The sequence below is a fragment of the Rhizobium sp. R634 genome (genome assembly GCF_002211305.1).
In the GTDB taxonomy this organism is placed as follows: Bacteria; Pseudomonadota; Alphaproteobacteria; order Rhizobiales; family Rhizobiaceae; genus Rhizobium.
Map to the genome: position 1 here is coordinate 495,651 of NZ_LOKW01000012.1, position 20,623 is coordinate 516,273.

A 20,623-nucleotide genomic window follows, 5' to 3' on the forward strand; every position below is an offset into this window, starting at 1 on the left:
GGGCCATCGGCTTACCACCGCCTGGATCGCGGTGGTTGCCAAAGATGGCGCAAGGGTCTAACGGCTGCGGCCGAAGAAAGGCCAACAAGAAAAGCCTGCAAGAAAAAGAAAGAGACATGATGTCCAACTCATTTGTGAACACGCATGCCGGTGACGAAACCGGTGATAGGACGAAACGCTTCTTCGTCCTCGGCGAGCGGATCGAGCGGCGGCTTCGCATCCGCGGGAACTGGCTCAATATCTTTGACATCACCGTACCATCAGGCAGCCGGACGCCTAGACATGCGCATGCGAGCCCGGAGGTATTCCGCATTCTGGAGGGTCGCCTGACAATCTGGCGCCTTACCGACAGCGGCCCCGAAGAGATCGAGGCGGGCGCCGGCGACATCGTCAGCATCGCGCCCTTCATGGTGCACGGCTACGCCAATCGCGGCACCGTCCCTGCGGTGTTTTCGGCGATCATCGGCCGCGACATGGCCCAATTCATCGAAGCGGAAGGCGCGACGGAGCCGCCCAAGGCCAGCCCCTCGCCGGAGACCATCGCCCGCATGACCGCGGCCGCCAATGCCTACGGGATTACGATCCTCGCGGCCTGATGCGCCCCTCCGCCTGGGGCGGTCTTGCCGCCTCAGAAATTCCGAAGGCTGATGGAACCTACGCTGATGTTAAGACGATGATGGAAAGACGATGGATGATGCGTTTATATAGCGTCTCTTCGAACGCTTCGCGTCACCACTCGACGCAGCATCAAAACCTCAACGAATAGGGTCCCTGTGTTTCTGGAAATTGGAATTGTGGCGCTTCTCACCATCCTCAATGGTGTGCTCGCCATGTCGGAGTTGGCCGTCGTGTCTTCTCGGACAGCCCGCCTGAAGGTTCTCTCCGACAATGGGAGCAAGGGTGCGGCTCAGGCAATCAGACTTGCCGAAAACCCCGGCCGCTTTCTCTCCACGGTTCAGATCGGCATCACGCTGGTCGGCGTCCTCTCGGGCGCCTTCTCAGGGGCCACACTCGGGGGCCGCTTGGCCGGGTGGCTGGAAACACAAGGAATGTCGTCGACGGCCGCTGACGCCGTCGGCGTCGGTTCGGTCGTCGTCGCAATCACCTATCTCTCCCTCATCGTCGGCGAGCTTGTTCCAAAGCAGATCGCTTTGCGAGAACCGGAAGCAGTCGCGGCGAAGGTCGCCCCCGCCATGGCAGTGCTTTCGAAAATTGCGCTGCCTCTCGTATGGCTTCTGAACGCCTCCGGAAATCTTGTGCTCAAGCTGCTGGGCCAGACAGGAAAAGGCGGCGATAACGTCTCCGACGAAGAAATCAAAACCGTTCTGGCCGAGGCGCAGTCGGCCGGCGTGATCGAAAGCGAAGAGTCCGCGATGATATCAGGCGTCATGCGGCTGGCGGACCGCACCGCCCGAGCGCTTATGACGCCGCGGCGGGACGTCGAAATCATCGATATCGACGATAGCCTCGATGAAATTCGAGCTCAGCTGCACCGGACGAAGCGGTCCCGGCTGCCCGTCCGCAAAGGCAGTTCGGACGAGGTGATCGGCATTCTTCCGGTCAAGGATTTCTACGATTCGATGTCCGAACACGGCAGCGCCGATATCCAGGCCCTGACGCAGGACGTGCCGGTTGTTTCAGACCTTTCAACCGCCATTCATGTGATTGAAGCAATCAGAAAATCGCCGGTCCACATGGTGCTGGTCTTTGACGAGTACGGCCATTTCGAGGGGATTGTTTCGTCGGGCGACATTCTCGAAGCGATCATGGGGGCTCTCCAGGAGGGACCGGTCGACGAACAGGCGATCGTTCGCAGGGACGACGGGTCCTACCTGGTGTCCGGCTGGACGCCGATCGACGAATTCGCCGAGTTCTTAAATCTCAAGCTCGATGACGACCTCGAATATCAGACCGTAGCCGGCCTGGTACTGGAAGAGCTGAAACATCTGCCGGAACTGGGCGAGAGCTTCACGAGAGACGGATGGCGCTTCGAAGTCATCGATCTCGACGGCAGGCGCGTGGACAAAATACTCGTGTCTGCCGAGTGAACCTGCGGGTGCGTTCCTCGTCCGTCAGGCGCGGCAGCGGCAAGACCGACAAGATCCGAATCCGCCACATGGAAGATGTGGTCCGACAGCAGGAGTGAACGCCATGGCATGGTCCGCCCACCAATATGTGAAATTCGAGGACGAGCGCACGCGGCCGGCCCGCGATCTTCTGGCGCAGGTGCCGCTGCAGAGCATCCGCCGCGCCGTCGATCTCGGCTGCGGGCCGGGCAATTCGACCGAACTCATCATCGACCGCTACGGGGCAGAGGGCGTCTCGGGCCTAGACAGCGATTTGAACATGCTGGAGGCGGCCCGAAAGCGGCTTCCCGGCACCGCTTTCGTCGAGGCCGATCTCGCCAGCTGGCAGCCTCGGGAACCGGTCGACCTGCTCTTTGCCAATGCGGTGTTCCAATGGCTGCCGGATCATCTCGACATATTCGACCGGCTGATGGACGGGCTTTCCCCAGGCGGAGCGCTGGCGGTGCAAATGCCGGACAATCTCGGCGAGCCCACCCATCTGCTGATGGAGGAGACGGCGCATGCCGGCCCCTGGAAAGCCGCCTTCGAGGAAAAGAGCGTGCGCCGCAAGGGACTGCCGGCGCCCTCGACGTACTACTCCAGACTGATCGCCAAGGCCTCGCGAGTCGATATCTGGCACACGATCTACAACCATCCGATGGCGGATGCGGCTGGTATCGTCGAATGGGTGAAGGGCACCGGGCTGATGCCCTATCTCACCCATGCCGGTGAAGAGCATCGCGAGGCATTTCTGGCAGATTATCTCGCACGGGTGGAAAAGGCTTATCCGAAGATGTCGGACGGGCGGGTGCTGCTGCGCTTCCCCAGGATTTTCATGGTGGCGGTGAAGGGGTAAGCGGCACCCAAGACGTTCCACATGCTGTCAAATGCCTGTTATCCCTCGCCCCATATGTTGCGGCAAAACCGGCGGGCATTATAGTCGGCCGGAAAATCTCAGGGAGATGACACCATGGACACTGCCCCTACCCCGCCGGTCACCCTCGTCATCTTCGGCGCCACGGGAGACCTGACGCGCCGCCTGCTGGTGCCGGCGATCATCAATCTCACCCGCAGTCGTCTCGTCGGCGAGGATCTCCACATTCTCGGTGTCGGCATCGAACCGGGCGACGACGAATTCCTGCGCAAGCGGCTCGACGAGTTCCTGCACCATCTGCACGGCGAGGAGCAGGCGGTGGAGGACGAAGCCTGGGAGAGCCTGCGCCGGCGCATTTCCTATATGGCGGGCGATTTCACCAAGGAGGATATCTTCCTCGAAATCGGCAGGCGGCTGGGGCCGGATGCCAATGCCGCCTTCTATCTCGCGGTGCCGCCATCCTTCTTCGGCACGATCGTCGAAAAGCTCGCGGCCCATGGGCTGACCGATGAAAAGGACGGCACCTTCCGCCGCGTCGCGATCGAGAAGCCGTTCGGCACCGATCTCGCCTCGGCGCGGGCGCTCAATGCGCAGATCCTCGCCCAGATCGACGAAAGCCAAGTCTACCGGCTCGACCATTTCCTCGGCAAGGAGACGGTGCAGAACCTGATGACGGCGCGTTTCGCCAATATGATCATCGAGTCCTTATGGAACAGCCGCTACATCGACCATGTGCAGATCACCGCTGCCGAAATCGTCGATGTCGGCAGCCGCGGCAAATTCTACGATGCGACAGGCGCGCTGCGCGACATGGTGCCGAACCATCTCTTCCAACTGCTCGCGATGATCGCCATGGAGCCTCCGAACAGCTTCGACGCCGAAGCGATCCGCAACGAGAAGAGCAAGGTGCTGAAGGCGCTGCGCATCTACACGCCCGAAGAGGCGAAGACGCGCGGCGTACGCGGCGCATACGCGGCAGGCCCGCTCAACGGCGCCGAGCTTCCGGCCTATCGCGATACCAAGGACGTCTCGCCCGACAGCAGGACGGAAACCTTCGTGGCGCTGAAGCTCTATGCCGATACCTGGCGTTGGGCCGGCGTGCCCTTCTACTTGAGAACCGGCAAGGCGCTGACGGCGCGCGATACCGAAATCGTCATCACCTTCCAGCCGGTGCCCTTCGCGCAGTTCCGCGAGACGGAGGTCAACCGCCGCCTGCCGCCGAACCGGCTGGTGATCCAGGTGCAGCCGGACGAGGGCATGAGCATGGAAATCTCGATCAAGTCGCCGGGGCTTTCGGTCGATACCACGCCCGTCTCACTCGATTTCCGCTATGCCGACAAGTTCGATATCAGCAAGACGACGGGTTATGAATCGCTGCTCTACGATCTCTTCATCGGCGATCAGACGCTGTTCCAGCGCGCCGACGGCATCGAGGCCGGCTGGGCGGCGGTGCAGCCCTTCCTTGATCTTTGGGCTGGAGACGAGAGCGTGCCGGATGCCTACGCGCCGGGAAGCATGGGACCTGCATGCGCCGACCGCCTCATCGAGCGCGACGGGCGGCAATGGCATGAACTTGGCGTCCTGATGCACCCGGACGGGAAGAACGGCAAATAGCGCCGTCCTCCCGTGCTTCCATTTAGTTTCCGCTGTTGTCGCGGCAGGCAGGGTTGGTGGAGGCACCGCTATTGCCGCCCTCAGTGGCGAGCGCGCCGCGCGGTTTGCGTGGCGGGCATCGCGCCCAATCCACGGGACCGCTCGGGACGCCATTGTCGATGCTGCCCGTTTCGATCGAGTCGAGCGGGATCGTCAGTCCGCTTTGCGTCTCGGCTCCCGGCGCAGTGCCGAGCGGCGGCGTGCCATCGAACCGGCCGCTGGCGTCCATGCCCATGTTCGACTGGGCAAGAACCGGGGCGGCGAGGCTGAGGAAAGCGATCGAAGTTGCTGCAATAAACCTGCGCATGATGCTGTTCCTTCTGGTTTGAGCGATGCCGATAATAACAGAAATTCGATCGTCCTTGTTCCGCTTGAACGGGGTCGACGATCAAAGTTTGGCGATCAGAATATGAGCCTTGCGAGAGTGATTCTTGCGGCTCAGCAATCCCATCGTGACAACATCTTTTCGAGACCAGTTGGATAGAGCTCCATGCCGGCATCCCGCAGCATGTCGCGGCCGAACCAGCATGCCGTCGCCGCCGTCTCGTCCTGCTCGGAATAGTGGATTTCATCACGCTGATAGAGCGCTGAATCGACCAGCTCTATCTCGGCAGCGAAAATGAACTCGTGACCGATGGCGCCGTGATGCTCGAAGATGTTTTCGAAAAGGTGCCATGGGCCGACGATGCGGATTTCCGTCTCCAGCTCCTCCCTGATTTCGCGATGCAGCGCCTCTTCACGCGTTTCACCGAATTCGATCGAGCCGCCGAGCGGCCGGACGCCCTTGACGCGCCCGCTGTCATCTTCCACTTCCGCGGCGAGCAGCCGGTCCCCTCGCCAGGCAAGGCCGATCACTTTCACTCTGATCTGTTGCGATGGGCGCCAGACGGTCATGCGGTTTTCCTTTCCGGACAGCTTATTCAATGAGCACAGTTTGCAAGAGGCGGCGGCGAGAGTCCGCTTGCGCGCACGTTCCGCTTATCAGCCGTTAACGCGCAAAAAAGCCCCGCAGCGAATACCGCGAGGCTCCTCTGTTTTACGCGTCGCTCAGACGAACTGGCTGAGGCCGGGGACGGAGGCGACGACCTCGTCGACGACTTCTTCGCCGGCATATTGCTTGGCGACCGCGATGGTTTCCTTGGCGAGCGTGGTGATTTCGCCCATGCCGAGGCCCTCGCCCATCAGCTGCTGGCCGAGGCCCATGATGCCGCCGCCGCCGAGCGAGCTCATCAGCCCGCCGAGCAGGCCACCGCCGCCGGCGCCGGCACCGTTGAACTGGGCGACGAGATCGGCGCCGCCGGGGATCGCTTCGATCATCCGGGCGACCGGACCATCGGCGGCCTCGCGCTGCAGGAAGCCAAGCATCATGCCGAGCGCCTTTTCCGCCAGATCCGGCGCAATACCCACGCGATCGGCGATCTGGGTCACAACTTCATTCATCGTCAGCCTCCTATTTTTTTGACGTTAACGTCAACGTTAATCGAAATTCGGCCGCAACTCAAGCGGCCCTCCCCTGCCGGCACTTTGTCCGGTTTCGCTTTCAATGCAACCAGTTGTTCGCATCCTCCTCCCTGCTTATAACAGGGAAACGATGGTTCGATGAAGGCGGCGGGAGAACCCATGCCTTCCGACACAAACGGCGCCACGCCGAAGGGAGATACTCCGAATGCTCGAGGAAGGTAAGATTTTCATCGGCGCAAGCCGCAATCCCGATGACAGCATCAACAAGCCGGAATATCTCGACCTGAAGTTCGGCAACCGTCACGGCCTCGTCACCGGCGCCACCGGCACCGGCAAGACGGTGACGCTGCAGGTCCTGGCCGAAGGCTTCTCACGCGCCGGCGTTCCGGTCTTTGCGGCCGACATCAAGGGCGATCTTTCCGGCATCGCCGCCAAGGGCGAGGCCAAGGATTTCCTGACCAAGCGGGCCGAGCAGATCGGCTTTGCCGACTATGAATTCGACCAGTTTCCGGTCATCTTCTGGGATCTGTTCGGCCAAAAGGGCCATCGGGTGCGCACCACCGTCGCCGAGATGGGGCCGTTGCTGCTCGCCCGGCTGATGGATGCTTCCGAGCCGCAGGAAGGCGTCATCAACATCGCCTTCAAGATCGCCGACCAGGCCGGCCTGCCGCTGCTCGATCTCAAGGATTTCACTTCGCTCCTCAACTATATGGGCGAAAACGCCAGCGAGCTTTCCAACCAATACGGCCTGATCTCCAAGGCTTCGGTCGGCTCGATCCAGCGGGCGCTGCTCGTTCTCGAACAGCAGGGCGCGGAACACTTCTTCGGCGAGCCGGCGCTGAAGATCACCGACATCATGCGCACCAGCAATAACGGTTACGGCCAGATCTCGGTGCTTGCCGCCGACAAGCTGATGATGAACCCGCGCCTCTACGCCACCTTCCTGCTCTGGCTGCTGTCCGAGCTCTTCGAAGAATTGCCGGAAGTTGGCGACCCAGAAAAACCAAAGCTCGTCTTCTTCTTTGACGAAGCGCATCTACTCTTCAACGACGCGCCGAAGGTGCTGGTCGAACGCGTCGAGCAGGTGGTGCGGCTGATCCGCTCCAAAGGTGTGGGCGTCTATTTCGTGACGCAGAACCCGCTCGACGTGCCGGAAACGGTGCTCGCCCAACTCGGCAACCGCGCCCAGCACGCGCTGCGCGCCTATTCGCCGCGCGAGCAGAAGGCCGTGAAGACGGCCGCCGACACCTTCCGCCCGAACCCGGCCTTCGATTGCGCCACCGTCATTACCAATCTCGGCACCGGCGAGGCGCTGGTCTCGACGTTGGAAGCCAAGGGCGCGCCCTCGATCGTCGAGCGCACGTTGATCCGCCCGCCGTCCGGCCGCGTCGGCCCGCTGACGGATGCCGAGCGTCAGCAGGTGATGGATAGGAGCCCGGTTCTCGGCGTCTACGACGAAGACGTCGACCGCGAATCCGCCTTCGAGATGCTGGCGGCACGGGCGAAGAAGGCGGCGGAAGCCGATGCCGCCAAGCGGGCGCAGGAAGAGGCGGCACAGGAGCAGCCGGGCAGCACGAATTCAGGCTGGACAATACCGGGCTTCGGCGGTGATGACGACGGCAAGCAGGGCCGCGGACAATCCCGCGGCCGGGCTTCCGGCTATCAGCGCGAGACGGTGATGGAAGCCGCGATGAAGAGCGTGGCGCGCACCGTTGCCACCCAAGTCGGCCGGGCGCTGGTGCGCGGCATCCTGGGGAGCTTGAAGCGGTAGGATTCTTCCTGCTCTCGGGGATCAGAAGGATGGCGCGCGACTTGGCTAGGCCCGGTCGGTTGACCGGGACCTTAAGCGGAGTGCCATCTCGCCATCACGCCGGCCTTGATTTTAATATCTTTAAATATATATTTTAAGGTAGCCGATGACCTATAAGGTGCAGTTTCATCCTGATTTCGTTCCCGAATGGAAAGCACTGGAGATGGGATTGAAGGAATTGGTCGGTGAGGTGCTCGACCACCTCGAAGACGATGGTCCCTCCTTAGGTCGCCCTGACGTCGATACGCTTTCCGGTTCCGATTATGCGAATATGAAGGAGATCAGAGTCAGGTTTGGAAAGCAGGTGTGGCGTTTTGCCTTCGCCTTCGATCCTGCTCAAAGAGCCATCGTTCTTTGTGGAGGCGACAAGCAAGGCATAAATGAAGCGCTTTTTTATCAACAAAGCTGACACGCGGTTCGGTGCTTGGCTGATGGAGAAGAAAAATGAGTACTGAGTGGAAGACGTTACGCGCCGAACTTCCAGAAGATGTTCGCACTCGGCTCGACATTAAACGGCAAGAGCGCCGTCTGGGCAAGGCTTTGGCGGAAGTCCGCAAGGCGATGCAGGCAACGCAGCAGGATGTCGCTACGCGCGCCGCGATGACGCAGAACACTGTTTCGAAAATCGAAAGCGCCGACGATGTCCTGCTATCGTCCGTTGTGCGGTATATGCATTCGCTCGGAGGCGGGGTCGAGCTTGTCTTGAAAACACCCGACGGGAAAGCGAGGCGCGTCGACTTTAATCCTGAGATTTATGTGAAGCAGATCGTCTAGCGGCAGGCACTCGGATGGGTAGCGCTGCTTCTGGTGCGCGGATATTCGAAGCTCGAAACGTTAGGGCAGATCGTTCTCTGCCTTGAACCGCAAGCATTCATTCCCTAAATTCCTTGCCATCGACCGTTTCAACAGGATGTGTGCAGCAATGGATTTCAACTCGATCGCAACGCCAATTCGCCTTGCCAACGGGGAAATCCAGACCCATGCCTGCATCCATCACCCTTTCTCACATCTCCTGGGCCGCGCCTGACGGACGGCCGCTTTTTTCCGATCTCGACCTGAGTTTCGGCGCGGAACGCACCGGTCTTGTCGGCCGCAACGGCGTCGGCAAGACGACGCTGCTGAAGCTCGTCTCCGGTGATATCCGGCCGCAATCGGGAACGATCTCCGTCAGCGGCAGTCTCGGCGTGCTGCGCCAAAGCGTGCAGATCACGGCTGGCGAAACCATCGCCGATCTCTTCGGCGTGGCCGAGGCGCTTGCCGTTCTCCGCCTTGCGGAGGCCGGCGAAGCGAGTGCCGAGGAGCTCGCATCCGCCGACTGGATGCTGGAGACGCGCATCGCCGCGGCGCTCAATCGCACCGGGCTCGAGGCAGAACCGCAGACGCCGCTTGCCGTGCTTTCCGGCGGGCAGCGCACGCGTGCGGGGCTGGCCGCACTGGTCTTCGGCGAACCAGATTTCCTGCTGCTCGACGAGCCGACCAACAATCTCGACCGCGACGGCCGCGAAGCCGTGATCGCGCTATTGTCGGGCTGGCGGGCCGGCGCGATCGTCATCAGCCACGACCGGGAGCTGCTCGAAAGCATGGATGCGATCGTGGAACTGACCTCGCTCGGCGCCACCCGCTACGGCGGCAACTGGAGCCACTATCGCGAGCGTAAGGCTCTCGAGCTTGCCGCCGCCCGACACGATCTCGCCGATGCCGAGAAGCGGGTTGCCGAGGTTGCCAGAAAAGCCCAGGCGACAGTGGAGCGGCAGGCGCAGAGGGACAGCGCCGGCCGGAAGATGGCTGCCAAGGGCGGCATCCCGCGTATCCTGCTCGGCGGCATGAAAGAACGCAGCGAAACGACGGGCGGTGACAATGCCCGTCTTGCCGAGCGCCGGCGGACCCAGGCGGCCGAAGACGCAAAGGCAGCGCGCGAAAAGATCGAGATTCTTCAGCCGCTGTCGGTCACTTTGCCCGCGACGGGACTGCCCGCCACCAAGATCGTGCTGAGGATCGATGGTGTCACAGTTGGCTATCGGCCGGGCGATCCCGTCATCCGCGATCTCTGCTTCGAGATGACAGGACCGGAACGCATCGCCGTCACCGGGCCGAACGGCTCCGGCAAGACGACGCTGCTGTCGCTTATCACTGGCGCGTTGAAGCCTTGGACCGGCACGGTCGGCGTCATGACCGCTTTTGCAATGCTCGATCAGACGGTGAGCCTTCTCCATCCGTCGGACTCGATCCGAGATAATTTCCGCCGGATCAATCCGCAAGCCGACGAGAATAGCTGCCGCGCCGCGCTTGCCCGCTTCATGTTCCGGGCCGATGCGGCGCTGCAGACCGTTTCGACGCTGAGCGGCGGGCAATTGTTGCGCGCCGGCCTTGCCTGCGTTCTGGGCTCGGCGCCGCCACCGCTGCTGATCCTCGACGAGCCGACCAACCATCTCGATATCGACTCGATATCAGCGGTCGAGGCGGGACTGCGCGCCTATGACGGGGCGCTGCTCGTCGTCAGCCACGACGAAACATTTCTCGAAAACATCGGGATAAGGCGACGACTAGAACTGACCGCCGTCGGCGCGGGCATATAGATCAGGCTCACGCCTGCTGGCGACTGCGAAGGCTGCGGGCCCGGCAGACGGCGACCGCCAGCGCCGCGGCGCAGATCAGGAGTTCCAGACCGAAGGTCCAGTGCAGCATGAAGCTTACCACCCAATTGCTGTAGGTTGCCGGCACCGTGGTCAGCTCGAATTTGGACCATTCGAATGGCGCCAGCCAGAGCATCGGCGCAGCGACGGTATCCATGACCATATGGAGCATGACGGCTGCGAAAAAGATGGCGGCCATCAGAAACCGTCCCGGCGCCAGCCGGCCGATCGCGGGCAGAACCACAGCGGCGAGCGCCAGCCAGAACAGCGGCCAGTGGGAGATGAAGTCGTGATGGTGAACCCTTCCGCCGGTCAGGAAGAAATAGACCATGTCGAAATCCGGCAGCACGCTGCCGATCAGCGCCGCGGCCATGATGCCGGGTGCGGCGGATCGCTGCCGCGCAGCGCTTCCCAGGAGGTAGCCTGCCGGCAAATGAGCGATGAGCATCCTGTCTGGTCCTCCCGATGACCCCGAGAATCCTCTAGGAACGATTTATGGCTAGAAATCGGCTGCTTCCGGCTCCTTGCCTCTTTTTACGAGCAATGCTATCTCAATTCTGCAACCGTTCGAGAAAGGAGGATCACGCTATGCAATATTATTTCCGGCATCATCGCCAGCGTGGTCCCGTCAACGCCCTGCAGATGCGTTTGCAGGGCTGACCGGAGACTGTTTCTCGACATCTCTTCCTGGTCTGCCCTTCGTGGCCAATGCGGCGCCGTATCCCAAGGTTCGCGCCCATTCCTGTAACTTCCCGGGTCCGATACGCGTAATTCCGTGATGGCTGAATGCCCCGGATCCGCATTCCCCGGTCAAGACCAGAGAACGATCATGACCCTTATCAATATCCGCAATCTCGGCATGACGCTGGGCCATCGGCTGTTTTCCAAACTCAATCTCGTCATCGATGCCGGCGACCGCATCGGCCTTGTCGCCGCCAACGGTCGGGGGAAGTCGACGCTGCTTGCCTGCATCACCGGCGCATTGGAACCGAGCGAAGGCGAGATCACTAAGGCGCGCGGGCTCACCGTCGGCCATGTCGCCCAGAATGTGCCGGCAGCACTTTTCGACACGCCATTCTACGATGCCGTGCTGCAGGCGCTGCCGGCCGATCAAGCCGAAACTGAAGCCTGGCGCGTCGATGTCGCACTGGAATCGCTCGAAGTGCCGGAGGAGATGCGCCGCCGGCCGCTCAAGCAGCTGAGCGGCGGGTGGCAGCGCCTGGCCTTGCTGGCCCGCACCTGGGTCTGCGAGCCCGACGTGCTTCTGCTCGACGAGCCGACCAACCATCTTGACCTCGAAAAGATCGCGCGACTCGAAAGCTGGCTGAATGGGCTGCCGCGGGACGTGCCGGTCATCCTCTCCAGCCATGACCGCGCCTTCCTCGATGCGACGACAAACCGGACGCTGTTTTTACGGCCGGAGCAATCGCCGGTCTTCGCGCTCCCCTACACCAGGGCGCGTGCCGCGCTCGACGAGGCCGACGCCTCAGAGGCCCGGCGCTACGAGCGCGACATGAAGACCGCGGAACAGTTGCGCAGGCAGGCGGCCAAGCTCAACAATATCGGCATCAATTCCGGCAGCGATCTGCTGGTCGTCAAGACGAAGCAGCTGAAGCAGCGGGCGGAGAAGCTGGAAGACGCGGCAAAGCCCGCGCATCTGGAACGCTCGGCCGGCGCCATCCGGCTTTCCAACCGCGGCACGCATGCCAAGGTGCTGGTGACGCTGGAAGATGCGGCAGTGACGACACCGGATGGGACCCTGCTCTTCCGCACCGGCCGGCAGTTCATCTGCCAGGGCGACCGCATCGTGCTCCTCGGCCTCAACGGCGCCGGCAAATCGCGGCTGGTCTCAAAGCTAAAGCAGGCGATCGAAAAATCGGATGCAGGAGCCGACGGCATTAAGGCGACACCTTCTGTCGTTCTCGGTTATGGCGACCAGGCGCTCGCTGATCTCGCCGACAAGGATACGCCGATCGGCACGATCATCCGCCGCTTCGATGTCGGCGATCAGCGGGCGCGGGCTCTGCTTGCCGGCGCCGGCATGACGATCGACATGCAGGCAAAACCGATCGGCCAGCTTTCCGGCGGGCAGAAGGCGCGGCTCGGCATGCTGGTGCTCAGGTTGACGGAACCAAACTTCTATCTGCTCGACGAGCCGACCAACCATCTCGATATCGAGGGCCAGGAAGCGCTCGAAAGCGAGCTGATGGCGCAGGAGGCGAGCTGCCTGCTGGTCTCGCACGACCGCAGCTTCGTGCGGGCGGTGGGAAACCGCTTCTGGCTGATTGAAAAGAAGCGGCTGGTGGAGGTGGAGAGCCCGGAAGGGTTCTTTGCGTCGGTGGCGGGGTGATCGTGAGGGGGTGCCGTGCAGCCCCCTCATCCGCCCTACGGGCACCTTTGCCTGGGTCGAGCCACGGGTCTCGACCCGTCCTTCGGACCCGAGGGGGAGAAGGGGGAATCGAGACGTCGCCGCGAGTCTCTTCTCCCCTCAGGGAGAAGGTGCCGGCGGCCCACGTCAAAAACAGCCAAACTACCGCTTCGGTGCCACCAGGCAGAAGAAGGCGCCCTGGGGGTCGGTGGCCTGGATGATCCAGCTGCCGCCGGGGACTTCCATCGGGCCATTGACCACCTTGCCGCCGCCTGAGGTGACGCGTTCGATGGCGGCGTCGATGGCCGGTACGATGAAATAGTAGCACCAGAAGGTCATCGGCATGTCGGCGGGCTTGGTCATCATGCCGCCGATCTGCCGGCCGCCATGCGAGAAGAGATGGTAGACGCCCATCGGGCCCATGTCGAAATCGCTGTCCTTCTTCCAGCCGAACAGCTTGGAGTAAAAGGCCATCGCCTCTTCGCCATTGCCGGCGTAGAGTTCCCGCCAGCCGATATTGCCGGGCGCGTCGAAGGCCAGTTCCGGCCATGTTTGCTCCATCGGCGCCGGCGTCATGATGCAGAGCACTGCGCCATGCGGATCTGCGACGACGGCGAAGCGGCCGATGGTCGGGATGTCATCCGGCGGGCGGCGGACCGAACCGCCATTGGCGGCGAAATCCTTCGCCGATTGGTCGACGTCGTCGACGCCGACATAACCCGTCCAGTTCGGCGGAATGCCCTGCCCTTCCAGTTCGGCCGGAAATTCCATCAGCCCGGCGACGCCAATGCCGTTGGCCTCGAAAACCGTATAGGTGGGCATGCCTTCAACGGTCATTTCGGAGGTCGTCCAGCCGACGACCGAGCTATAGAATTTCGCGGCGGCTGATGTGTCGGGGGTCATCAGCTCGCACCAGATAAATTTTCCATGCGTCTCAGACATCAAACTCTCCCTTTTTCGACGTTTGGCGCGACAATGTCAGGTCTTGCGGGCGTAATGTGCTTCCATGAACTGCTTCCACGAGCCATCGGGCTGTTTGGCGCTGGAGGTAAACGTACGGTGATCGGCATCGACGAAGGTGATGCGCTCGCGGTAATCGGCAAGCCCTTCGCCGTTGAAATCGGGGCCGGTGGTATAAAGGTCGAGCACGTTGCCCGATGCATCGACCTCGCCTTCATAGACCCACATAAAGTCCATCATGCTGCCGATCCAGCTGCCGACATACTTGCCTTTCTCGGCGTTGTAGCCGAGCGTCATGACGGTAGTGGCCTCCTTGCCATCGGGCATGCGGCCGGTCCCTTCCGCAACGAACCAGATGCCGTGCAATGAACGGACGCTCTCCGTCCAATCGTCGCTGCCACCCATCTCGGGTGCGGTGACGTTCCACTTGCCGACGAGTCTTTCCAGGAAGGAATGTTCCTTCAGCACTTCCGCAGTCTTCATCATCCTTCTCCCTTGGGTGATGTTGGCATTGGTTCTTCCGCATTGCGAAGAGCACGATGCAAACTGCTGCATATTATTCGGCATCATGCTCCGGCTCAGTGACAGCAGGATGGCGCCTTCGGAGCCTCCGGATATTCGTCATGACGGCGAACGAAGTTCATCGTGCTATCCTCGTTGCGGCCCTTCGGCGCGCGGTCGAGGATCATCAGCGTGCCGATCAGCTCTTCCGGCCCGCGGGCATAACTCGAATAGGTATGGAAGACCTCGCCCTTTTCATTGCGGTAGAAAGCGCTGAGGCCCGGCAGCTCGTCATGAGCGTCGGCCGGCTCCATGGCAGTGAAATTGTAGAAGACCTTGTCTTTGGCAAGATCCTCGGGGCTGAAAGAAACGTGATAATCGAAATTAAAATCGCTTCCGAAGGAGGAGACCCAGGGAAATTTCCATTCCATGCGCCTTTTATAGGCGGTGATCTTATCGAGCGGCGCGCGTGAAACGGCGACCCAGGTGACGTCGTGATGGTTGAGATGCGGCAAGGCCCCATCCACATGATCCGCCAGGAAGGAGCAACCGGTGCAGCCGGCATCCCAATCCGGACCGAGCATGAAATGGTAGATCAGCAACTGGCTGCGGCCGTCGAAGAGATCGGCGAGCGACTTCCTGCCCTCCAGCGTTTCGAAGACATAATCCTTGTCCACTTTCACCCAGGGCAGCGCCAGACGCTCGGCATTGATGCTGTCGCGCAGCTTCGTCGCCTCCTTTTCCTTCAAGAGCAGGGCACGCCGGGCCTCGAGCCATTGCTCGCGGGAAACAACCTCGTTCTGCATCGGATGCGCCCTCCTCCGGCGCTGCCGGCGAGCCGGCCCATCTCCTTCTCCTTGACTAAAAAGATTGATATCAATATAAAATGGTCATGTCAAATTCGGTTGAAATTCCCTTCTCTACAACGCTGCTGGTGCGCGACACCTGCCTCTGCCTGCATGCGCAACGAGCGGCACGGGCACTCGCCCGCCTGTTCGATGACGCATTGCGGCCCGCGGGGCTGACCAACGGACAGTTTTCGCTGATGATGTCACTGAACCGGCCGGAGCCGCCGCCGATGGGGCCGGTCGCAAGCCTGCTCGCCATGGACCAGACGACGCTGACGGCGGCCCTGAAGCCACTGCAACGCAAGGGCTGGGTGAGCGTGATGGAAAATCCGAAGGACCGGCGCGGCCGCCTGCTTGCCCTGACCGGCGAAGGCAAGGCAGTACTGGCAAGAGCGCTACCGATCTGGAAAGAGACGCATGCGGCGCTCGACCAAAAGCTTCCGGATGGAAGTTCCGCGCGGCTGCGGCAGGATCTGCAGACGGTGTCGGGGATGACGGATGAGACGCCGAATAGGGCGCTCGCCGCGCCGGCGGAGCTACAGCGCGGGTGATGGCCGAGTAGAGTTAACTGAGCATGTCCTGGATTCGAGAAATCGATTTGTTTCCAGCGATGCGACCGGAGTGTGGGTGCACGGGTCAAGCCCGAGCACGACGGAGATTGAGGAACAGGATCGGCTGGAGGCGAGAGGCCTCCCCTTGCTCCGTCGTCCCCGGGCTTGACCCGAGGACCATGCGATAAGCACTGCGTTCATGTCGGCAGCAAAACAGGCGACGGCCCCCGACCGAAACCGAAGGCAGTCGCCCGCAGCTTGCTGAACGCGCCTGATCAGGCAACCGTGACCGGAACTTCGGTCGAGGTGCGCATGGCGTGGCTGTAGGGGCAGACGATGTGGGCTGCGGCTGCAAGCTTTTCAGCCGTTTCGCGGTCGAGACCCGGAATATTGACCGTCAGCGCCACTTCGATGCCGAAGCCGGTGCCGTCCTCGCGCGGGCCGATGCCGACCTTGGCGGAAACCGTCGTGTCCTCGGGAATCTTGACCTTCTGCTGGCCCGCGACAAATTTCAGGGCACCAAGGAAGCAGGCGGAATAGCCGGCCGCGAAGAGCTGCTCGGGATTGGTGCCGGTCGCGCCGTCGCCGCCGAGTTCCTTCGGAACGGTCAGCGTTACGTCCAGAACGCCGTTGTCGGAAACGGCGCGGCCCGCGCGGCCGCCGGTAGCAGAGGCATTGGTCGTATAGAGAATAGGCATGACGATCTCCTTTGATTGGCCCTTCGATCGGGTTGGATTTTTGATATCGCACAATTAAATTGTACGCAAGTGAATTTTGCAAATTGCATTCGGAATTCGAAAAGAGGACAATCGGCGCCTCAGGGATGATGGATATGAAAGCGCAGACGACGAAGACGATGGAGATACCGCAGGAGGAGAAGCGGCTGGAGAAGCAGTTGTGCTTTGCAGTCTATGCCACGGCGCATGCTTTCACCCGCGCCTATAAGCCAATTCTGGAGAGGGTCGGCCTTACCTATCCGCAATATCTTGTGATGCTGGTGCTGTGGGAACGCAGCGAACTGCCGGTGAAGACGATCGGCGAGCAGTTGGACCTCGATTCCGGCACGCTGTCGCCGCTCCTCAAACGGCTGGAGCAAAGCGGGCTCATCAAGCGCATGCGCGACCTGCGCGACGAACGGCAGGTGATCGTGTCGCTGACACCGAAAGGTCAGGCGATGAAGGGAGAAATCGACACGATCATGACGGCGATCGGGCAAGCCGTGGGCTGTACGCTGGAGGAAATGGCCGAGATGCGCGACATGCTGCACCGGCTGCGGGATAATCTTGGGCGGGCCGGCTTAGGCGACGGCGACTGAACGCAGGCGCCGAAGAGAAATCTGTCGGCGATCAGCCTCGCCGCGAAGCGGATTTGACCGGGGACCGGCGCTTCTTTGCAGGCGCCGCCTCGGGTTCGGCTTTGGCAGCCTGTTGCAGGCGCAGCGCCCTGAGCTTCTCGGTCTTCTTCTCGCGGGCCGAGGCTTCAGCCTCGATGATGGCGCGCGCCGTGTGATCGGTGGCTTCCGCCTTGTCGCGAGGCGAAAGCTTGGCGGGATTGAAGAATTCTCCCTTGGTGGCGGTCATGTGCCCCTCTCTCAGGTGATGACGGTGTTGGAGCGCGGCTCCACAGTGCAAGCCATGATGCCGTGGGGAACCGCGATCCCGCGGTGGCCCCGTTTCCGCAGCCGGACTAGAGCATGATGCCGAAAGTGTGAGCGGTTTTCGGACGATATCATGCTCTAATTCTTTAATTTAGAACGGGATTCAGTTTTAGGCCAACCGGGCCTAAAATCATCCTGTTCTAGCGGGTGCGCAGAAGCTTCTTCGGCGCCGGCAGCAGGCCTTCGCGCTGCAGTTTTTTGCGCGCGAGCTTGCGCTGACGGCGAATAGCCTCGGCCTTCTCGCGGGCGCGCTTCTCAGAGGGCTTCTCGAAGGCGCTACGCGCTTTCATTTCCCGGAACAGGCCTTCCCGCTGCATCTTTTTCTTGAGCACGCGCAGTGCCTGGTCGACATTGTTATCCCTGACGAGTACCTGCAAAGACGATATCCTTTCTTCGGCGGCAAGGCCGCACTGTCCACAATAAAACCTGCGATTACTTCCCAACCCTGATGCTCGAAGGCTTCAGCCAGGACCCGGCGCCGTCCGATAATTTGGCGACCGCTTCGGGGGAAGCCTCGCATGGCGATCTCCCGGTATCGATGTCGGCCTCGGTAATCCGGCGCTCGAAATTCTCCGCGTCGAACTGGACGCGATATTGCACATGACCGTGGTCGTTGGGCAGGATGCCGGCGATCCTGCATCGCTTCTCGGCCGCCGCGGTGCGGGTAAGGCCGGATTTCAGCACGATCACATCGCCGACTTTGTAGTTTGGTCTGCCCATCGCAGTGTCCCTTCAACTCTTCGGCTGTTCAATAGGTCGATCAAAGCAAAAAGGCCGGGCACGAACCCGACCTCTTCCTGTCACTCAGCCCTTCCGCTGCCAGTTCGATCAGCGCGCTGCCAGTACATCCGTGGTCAACGCGCTGTCCCATTCATGGCCAGTCAGGATGCCACAGCGTCATTCACCCGTCTAAGAAGACGCGCGGCGCTGCGGGGCGAATGACAAATCATGCGGCCTGAAGATTGTCGGCCGAATTCTTGCCCGAACGCTTGTCGCGGACGAGATCGTAGCGAACCTTCTGACCTTCGGTCAGTTCGCGCATGCCAGCGCGTTCGACTGCCGAAATATGGACGAAAACGTCCGTGGAACCATCATCCGGCTGAATGAAACCAAAACCCTTGGTGCCATTGAACCACTTAACCACGCCTGAATTCATAACGATTTCCTTTTCAACCGTTTGAGTGCACCCGGGGAAGGATATCCGCGGGCAATATCGATGCTGAGAGGAGATCTGACGAAGCGCGGGCGCGCATGGACAAAGGTCACAAGCAATATTCGATAGACACCATGTAGGCTTTTTATCGAATTAAGCAATGCTAAATCGAAAATAAAACCTTTCCGGGCGGGTCAAAGCCGGCCGGAAAGCGGGGGCGGCCGGATGACGGCCGCCCGGCGCATTACTGCCAAACGACGATCGGCGCCTTTGTCGGAACGCGATCGTAGAGATCGATAATGTCTTGGTTCATCAGCCTTACGCAGCCTGACGAAACGGCCTTGCCGATCGAGCGCCAATCGGGATTGCCGTGCAGGCGATAGAGCGTATCCTCGCCATTCGAGAAAATATAGAGGGCGCGGGCGCCGAGCGGGTTCTTCAGGCCCGGCTCCATGCCGCCGTTCTCGATCGAATATTTGACGAGTTCCGGCTGGCGGGCGACCATCTCGTTCGGCGGCTTCCAGCGCGGCCATTTCTGACGCCACTGAATGACGCCCGAGCCCTGCCAGGCGAAACCTTCGCGGCCGATGCCGACGCCGTAACGCATCGCCATGCCGTCAGCCTGGACCAGATAAAGGAAGCGCGACGGCGTATCGACGACGATGGTGCCGGGCGGCTGCCCCGTGGGATCGACGACGCGCTGGCGGTAGTAGCGCGGATCGATCTGCTCGTAGGGCACGGCGGGAATGAGGAAGCCGCCGTCCTCGATGGGACCATACATGACGGCAAGCTCGGCGTCGCTCGGCACGCTCGACGTTCCCATGGACTGGAACAGGCGAACGGGCGAACGGTAGATGATCCTCGTATCGCCTGCCGTCACCGTGTTGGCCGAGGAGGCGCAACCGGTAAGCGCAGAAGCTGCGGTCAGTGCCGATAAGGAAAGAAAGCTGCGGCGGGAAAGATGTCTATCGAAGCTCATGACGCGGGACTGAGTTCCTTTTGATGCGGGAAGCCGAACGAGGCACCTGATAACCGATGATTCGTCCATTGCCGATAACGACATGAGAAAATCTATCGGCTTGTGCCAAATAAACCATAGCTTCACGCAGACGTGTCCGGCCGCGAGCGGACGAATGGGTAGCGCTGTTGCAGCGCTACATCACAACGATCTCGGCCTTTGCGGGGACGCGGCTGTAGAGGTCGATCACATCCTGGTTGAGCATGCGCACGCAGCCCGAAGAGGTGGCCTTGCCGATCGACTGCCAGTCCGGCGTGCCGTGGATGCGGTAGAGCGTATCCTGCCCGTCCTTGAAGATATACATGGCGCGGGCGCCGAGCGGGTTCTGAAGGCCCGGATTCATGCCGCCGTTTTCCGCGGCAAAGGGGCGAACCTCAGGCTGGCGGGAGACCATTTCGACCGGCGGCGTCCAACGCGGCCATTTCTGCTTCCATTGAATGACGCCGCGGCCCGACCAGGCATAGCCGTCGCGGCCGAGGCCGACGCCGTAGCGCATCGCCTTGCCGTTGCCCTCGACGAAATAGAGAAAGCGCGACTTGGTATCGATGACAACGGTGCCGGGACGCTCGAGCGTCTGATATTCAACTTCCTGGCGCAGAAATTGCGGCTGGATGCGGCTGACCGGGATCGACGGCAGGGTGAAATCCTCGTCACGCAGTTCGCCGTACATCGTCATATTCACCGGATTGCTGACCGGCAGGCCGTAGGTCTGGTTGAACTGTGTCCTGTAGAGTTCGCGCGTCTGGGGCACCGGCTGATCGGGGATGGGCCGCACCCGGCGCGGATCGACGCCAGGCGGCTGATAGAAGACCGGCGAGGTTTCCTGCACGAAGCGGGCCGGCGAATCGGCGGCAACGTCGGGAATGAGGATGTTGCAGCCACTCAGCGACGCGGCGGCCGTTACAAGCCCGGCAATCGGGAAAACCCGGCGCAGAAAATTCATGGAACCGCCCTTATCAACGATCGGCAAGACAGTGACATCTGCTTGAACGATGGCATTCGCGGCTGGCGCGAAGCTGGCGTCAGGGTGGAAGATCAAACTCGCAAAACGGTGAATCCGCCGTCGCTAT

Annotated in this window: 25 protein-coding genes; 11 read left to right on the forward strand and 14 right to left on the reverse strand. The window is 61.4% G+C overall.

The features are described 5' to 3' along the window. The first annotated feature begins 116 nt into the window (after positions 1-116). The 4 genes from ATY77_RS16565 (at position 117) to zwf (ending at position 4,554) form a co-directional block, all read left to right on the forward strand. Positions 117-596 (forward strand): cupin domain-containing protein, encoded by a 480-nt coding sequence (locus tag ATY77_RS16565; RefSeq protein WP_088688166.1) that lies wholly within the window; start codon positions 117-119, stop codon positions 594-596. Between the two features lie 177 nt (positions 597-773). After that, a complete protein-coding gene (locus tag ATY77_RS16570; RefSeq protein WP_088674420.1) occupies positions 774-2,048 on the forward strand; it encodes a hemolysin family protein in 1,275 nt (424 codons plus the stop codon). Positions 2,049-2,151: 103 nt separating this feature from the next. Further along, positions 2,152-2,922 carry a trans-aconitate 2-methyltransferase gene (tam, locus tag ATY77_RS16575; protein ID WP_088688167.1) on the forward strand — a complete coding sequence of 257 codons (771 nt, stop codon included), beginning with the start codon at positions 2,152-2,154 and terminating at the stop codon, positions 2,920-2,922. Between the two features lie 114 nt (positions 2,923-3,036). Continuing rightward, the gene (gene zwf / locus ATY77_RS16580) at positions 3,037-4,554 is read left to right on the forward strand and encodes a glucose-6-phosphate dehydrogenase (protein ID WP_088688168.1); all 1,518 of its coding nucleotides are present in this window, start codon (positions 3,037-3,039) and stop codon (positions 4,552-4,554) included. A 22-nt stretch (positions 4,555-4,576) separates the two neighbouring features. Here the strand turns inward: zwf and ATY77_RS16585 are convergent, their stop codons facing one another. The 3 genes from ATY77_RS16585 to ATY77_RS16595 all read right to left on the reverse strand — a co-directional run bounded on the left by ATY77_RS16585 (position 4,577) and on the right by ATY77_RS16595 (position 6,033). Beyond that, the gene (locus tag ATY77_RS16585; protein ID WP_088688169.1) at positions 4,577-4,900 is read right to left on the reverse strand and encodes a hypothetical protein; all 324 of its coding nucleotides are present in this window, start codon (positions 4,898-4,900) and stop codon (positions 4,577-4,579) included. A gap of 131 nt (positions 4,901-5,031) precedes the next feature. Further along, positions 5,032-5,487, reverse strand: a complete 456-nt coding sequence (locus tag ATY77_RS16590; RefSeq protein ID WP_088688170.1) for an NUDIX domain-containing protein — start codon at positions 5,485-5,487, stop codon at positions 5,032-5,034. A gap of 153 nt (positions 5,488-5,640) precedes the next feature. Continuing rightward, positions 5,641-6,033 carry a hypothetical protein gene (locus tag ATY77_RS16595; RefSeq protein ID WP_088674413.1) on the reverse strand — a complete coding sequence of 131 codons (393 nt, stop codon included), beginning with the start codon at positions 6,031-6,033 and terminating at the stop codon, positions 5,641-5,643. A gap of 226 nt (positions 6,034-6,259) precedes the next feature. On the opposite strand from ATY77_RS16595, the gene ATY77_RS16600 reads away from it, so the two are divergent. The 4 genes from ATY77_RS16600 (at position 6,260) to ATY77_RS16615 (ending at position 10,440) form a co-directional block, all read left to right on the forward strand. Next, positions 6,260-7,825, forward strand: coding sequence for a helicase HerA-like C-terminal domain-containing protein (locus tag ATY77_RS16600; protein ID WP_088688171.1), 1,566 nt, complete (start codon positions 6,260-6,262; stop codon positions 7,823-7,825). Positions 7,826-7,970: 145 nt separating this feature from the next. Beyond that, positions 7,971-8,273 carry a type II toxin-antitoxin system RelE/ParE family toxin gene (locus tag ATY77_RS16605; protein ID WP_245314347.1) on the forward strand — a complete coding sequence of 101 codons (303 nt, stop codon included), beginning with the start codon at positions 7,971-7,973 and terminating at the stop codon, positions 8,271-8,273. Positions 8,274-8,308: 35 nt separating this feature from the next. Continuing rightward, complete coding sequence (locus ATY77_RS16610) at positions 8,309-8,638, forward strand: XRE family transcriptional regulator (protein ID WP_088688172.1); 330 nt, start codon at positions 8,309-8,311, stop codon at positions 8,636-8,638. A gap of 206 nt (positions 8,639-8,844) precedes the next feature. After that, positions 8,845-10,440 (forward strand): ABC-F family ATP-binding cassette domain-containing protein, encoded by a 1,596-nt coding sequence (locus ATY77_RS16615; protein WP_088688173.1) that lies wholly within the window; start codon positions 8,845-8,847, stop codon positions 10,438-10,440. Between the two features lie 7 nt (positions 10,441-10,447). On the opposite strand, the gene ATY77_RS16620 is transcribed toward ATY77_RS16615, so the two are convergent. Next, the gene (locus ATY77_RS16620) at positions 10,448-10,945 is read right to left on the reverse strand and encodes a metal-dependent hydrolase (protein ID WP_088688174.1); all 498 of its coding nucleotides are present in this window, start codon (positions 10,943-10,945) and stop codon (positions 10,448-10,450) included. Positions 10,946-11,326: 381 nt separating this feature from the next. On the opposite strand from ATY77_RS16620, the gene ATY77_RS16625 reads away from it, so the two are divergent. Beyond that, positions 11,327-12,847 carry an ABC-F family ATP-binding cassette domain-containing protein gene (locus tag ATY77_RS16625; protein WP_088688175.1) on the forward strand — a complete coding sequence of 507 codons (1,521 nt, stop codon included), beginning with the start codon at positions 11,327-11,329 and terminating at the stop codon, positions 12,845-12,847. Positions 12,848-13,027: 180 nt separating this feature from the next. Here the strand turns inward: ATY77_RS16625 and ATY77_RS16630 are convergent, their stop codons facing one another. The 3 genes from ATY77_RS16630 to ATY77_RS16640 form a co-directional block, all read right to left on the reverse strand. Continuing rightward, positions 13,028-13,807: a VOC family protein gene (locus ATY77_RS16630; protein ID WP_088688176.1), complete on the reverse strand. Its 780-nt coding sequence runs from the start codon at positions 13,805-13,807 to the stop codon at positions 13,028-13,030. A gap of 36 nt (positions 13,808-13,843) precedes the next feature. After that, a complete protein-coding gene (locus ATY77_RS16635) occupies positions 13,844-14,311 on the reverse strand; it encodes a DUF1579 domain-containing protein (protein ID WP_088688177.1) in 468 nt (155 codons plus the stop codon). A gap of 92 nt (positions 14,312-14,403) precedes the next feature. After that, complete coding sequence (locus ATY77_RS16640) at positions 14,404-15,132, reverse strand: thioredoxin family protein (RefSeq protein WP_088688178.1); 729 nt, start codon at positions 15,130-15,132, stop codon at positions 14,404-14,406. Between the two features lie 86 nt (positions 15,133-15,218). On the opposite strand from ATY77_RS16640, the gene ATY77_RS16645 reads away from it, so the two are divergent. Continuing rightward, positions 15,219-15,725: a MarR family transcriptional regulator gene (locus tag ATY77_RS16645; protein WP_088688247.1), complete on the forward strand. Its 507-nt coding sequence runs from the start codon at positions 15,219-15,221 to the stop codon at positions 15,723-15,725. A gap of 275 nt (positions 15,726-16,000) precedes the next feature. Here ATY77_RS16645 and ATY77_RS16650 read toward each other — a convergent pair whose 3' ends face one another. After that, positions 16,001-16,423, reverse strand: a complete 423-nt coding sequence (locus ATY77_RS16650) for an organic hydroperoxide resistance protein (protein ID WP_088688179.1) — start codon at positions 16,421-16,423, stop codon at positions 16,001-16,003. Positions 16,424-16,548: 125 nt separating this feature from the next. Between ATY77_RS16650 and ATY77_RS16655 the strand changes: the two genes are divergently transcribed. Further along, positions 16,549-17,040 carry a MarR family transcriptional regulator gene (locus tag ATY77_RS16655; protein WP_088688180.1) on the forward strand — a complete coding sequence of 164 codons (492 nt, stop codon included), beginning with the start codon at positions 16,549-16,551 and terminating at the stop codon, positions 17,038-17,040. Between the two features lie 31 nt (positions 17,041-17,071). Here the strand turns inward: ATY77_RS16655 and ATY77_RS16660 are convergent, their stop codons facing one another. The 6 genes from ATY77_RS16660 to ATY77_RS16685 all read right to left on the reverse strand — a co-directional run bounded on the left by ATY77_RS16660 (position 17,072) and on the right by ATY77_RS16685 (position 20,496). Next, positions 17,072-17,305: a hypothetical protein gene (locus tag ATY77_RS16660; protein ID WP_088688181.1), complete on the reverse strand. Its 234-nt coding sequence runs from the start codon at positions 17,303-17,305 to the stop codon at positions 17,072-17,074. Between the two features lie 217 nt (positions 17,306-17,522). Beyond that, on the reverse strand, positions 17,523-17,759 hold the full coding sequence (gene rpsU / locus ATY77_RS16665; RefSeq protein WP_088674400.1) for a 30S ribosomal protein S21: 237 nt from the start codon (positions 17,757-17,759) through the stop codon (positions 17,523-17,525). 55 nt (positions 17,760-17,814) lie between these two features. After that, positions 17,815-18,102 (reverse strand): cold-shock protein, encoded by a 288-nt coding sequence (locus ATY77_RS16670; protein ID WP_088674399.1) that lies wholly within the window; start codon positions 18,100-18,102, stop codon positions 17,815-17,817. 226 nt (positions 18,103-18,328) lie between these two features. Continuing rightward, entirely contained in the window at positions 18,329-18,538 is a 210-nt protein-coding gene (locus tag ATY77_RS16675) for a cold-shock protein (protein ID WP_011424508.1), read from the reverse strand. A 241-nt stretch (positions 18,539-18,779) separates the two neighbouring features. Next, positions 18,780-19,514, reverse strand: a complete 735-nt coding sequence (locus tag ATY77_RS16680; protein ID WP_088688182.1) for a L,D-transpeptidase — start codon at positions 19,512-19,514, stop codon at positions 18,780-18,782. Positions 19,515-19,689: 175 nt separating this feature from the next. Beyond that, complete coding sequence (locus tag ATY77_RS16685) at positions 19,690-20,496, reverse strand: L,D-transpeptidase (protein ID WP_088688248.1); 807 nt, start codon at positions 20,494-20,496, stop codon at positions 19,690-19,692. Between the last annotated feature and the right edge of the window lie 127 nt (positions 20,497-20,623).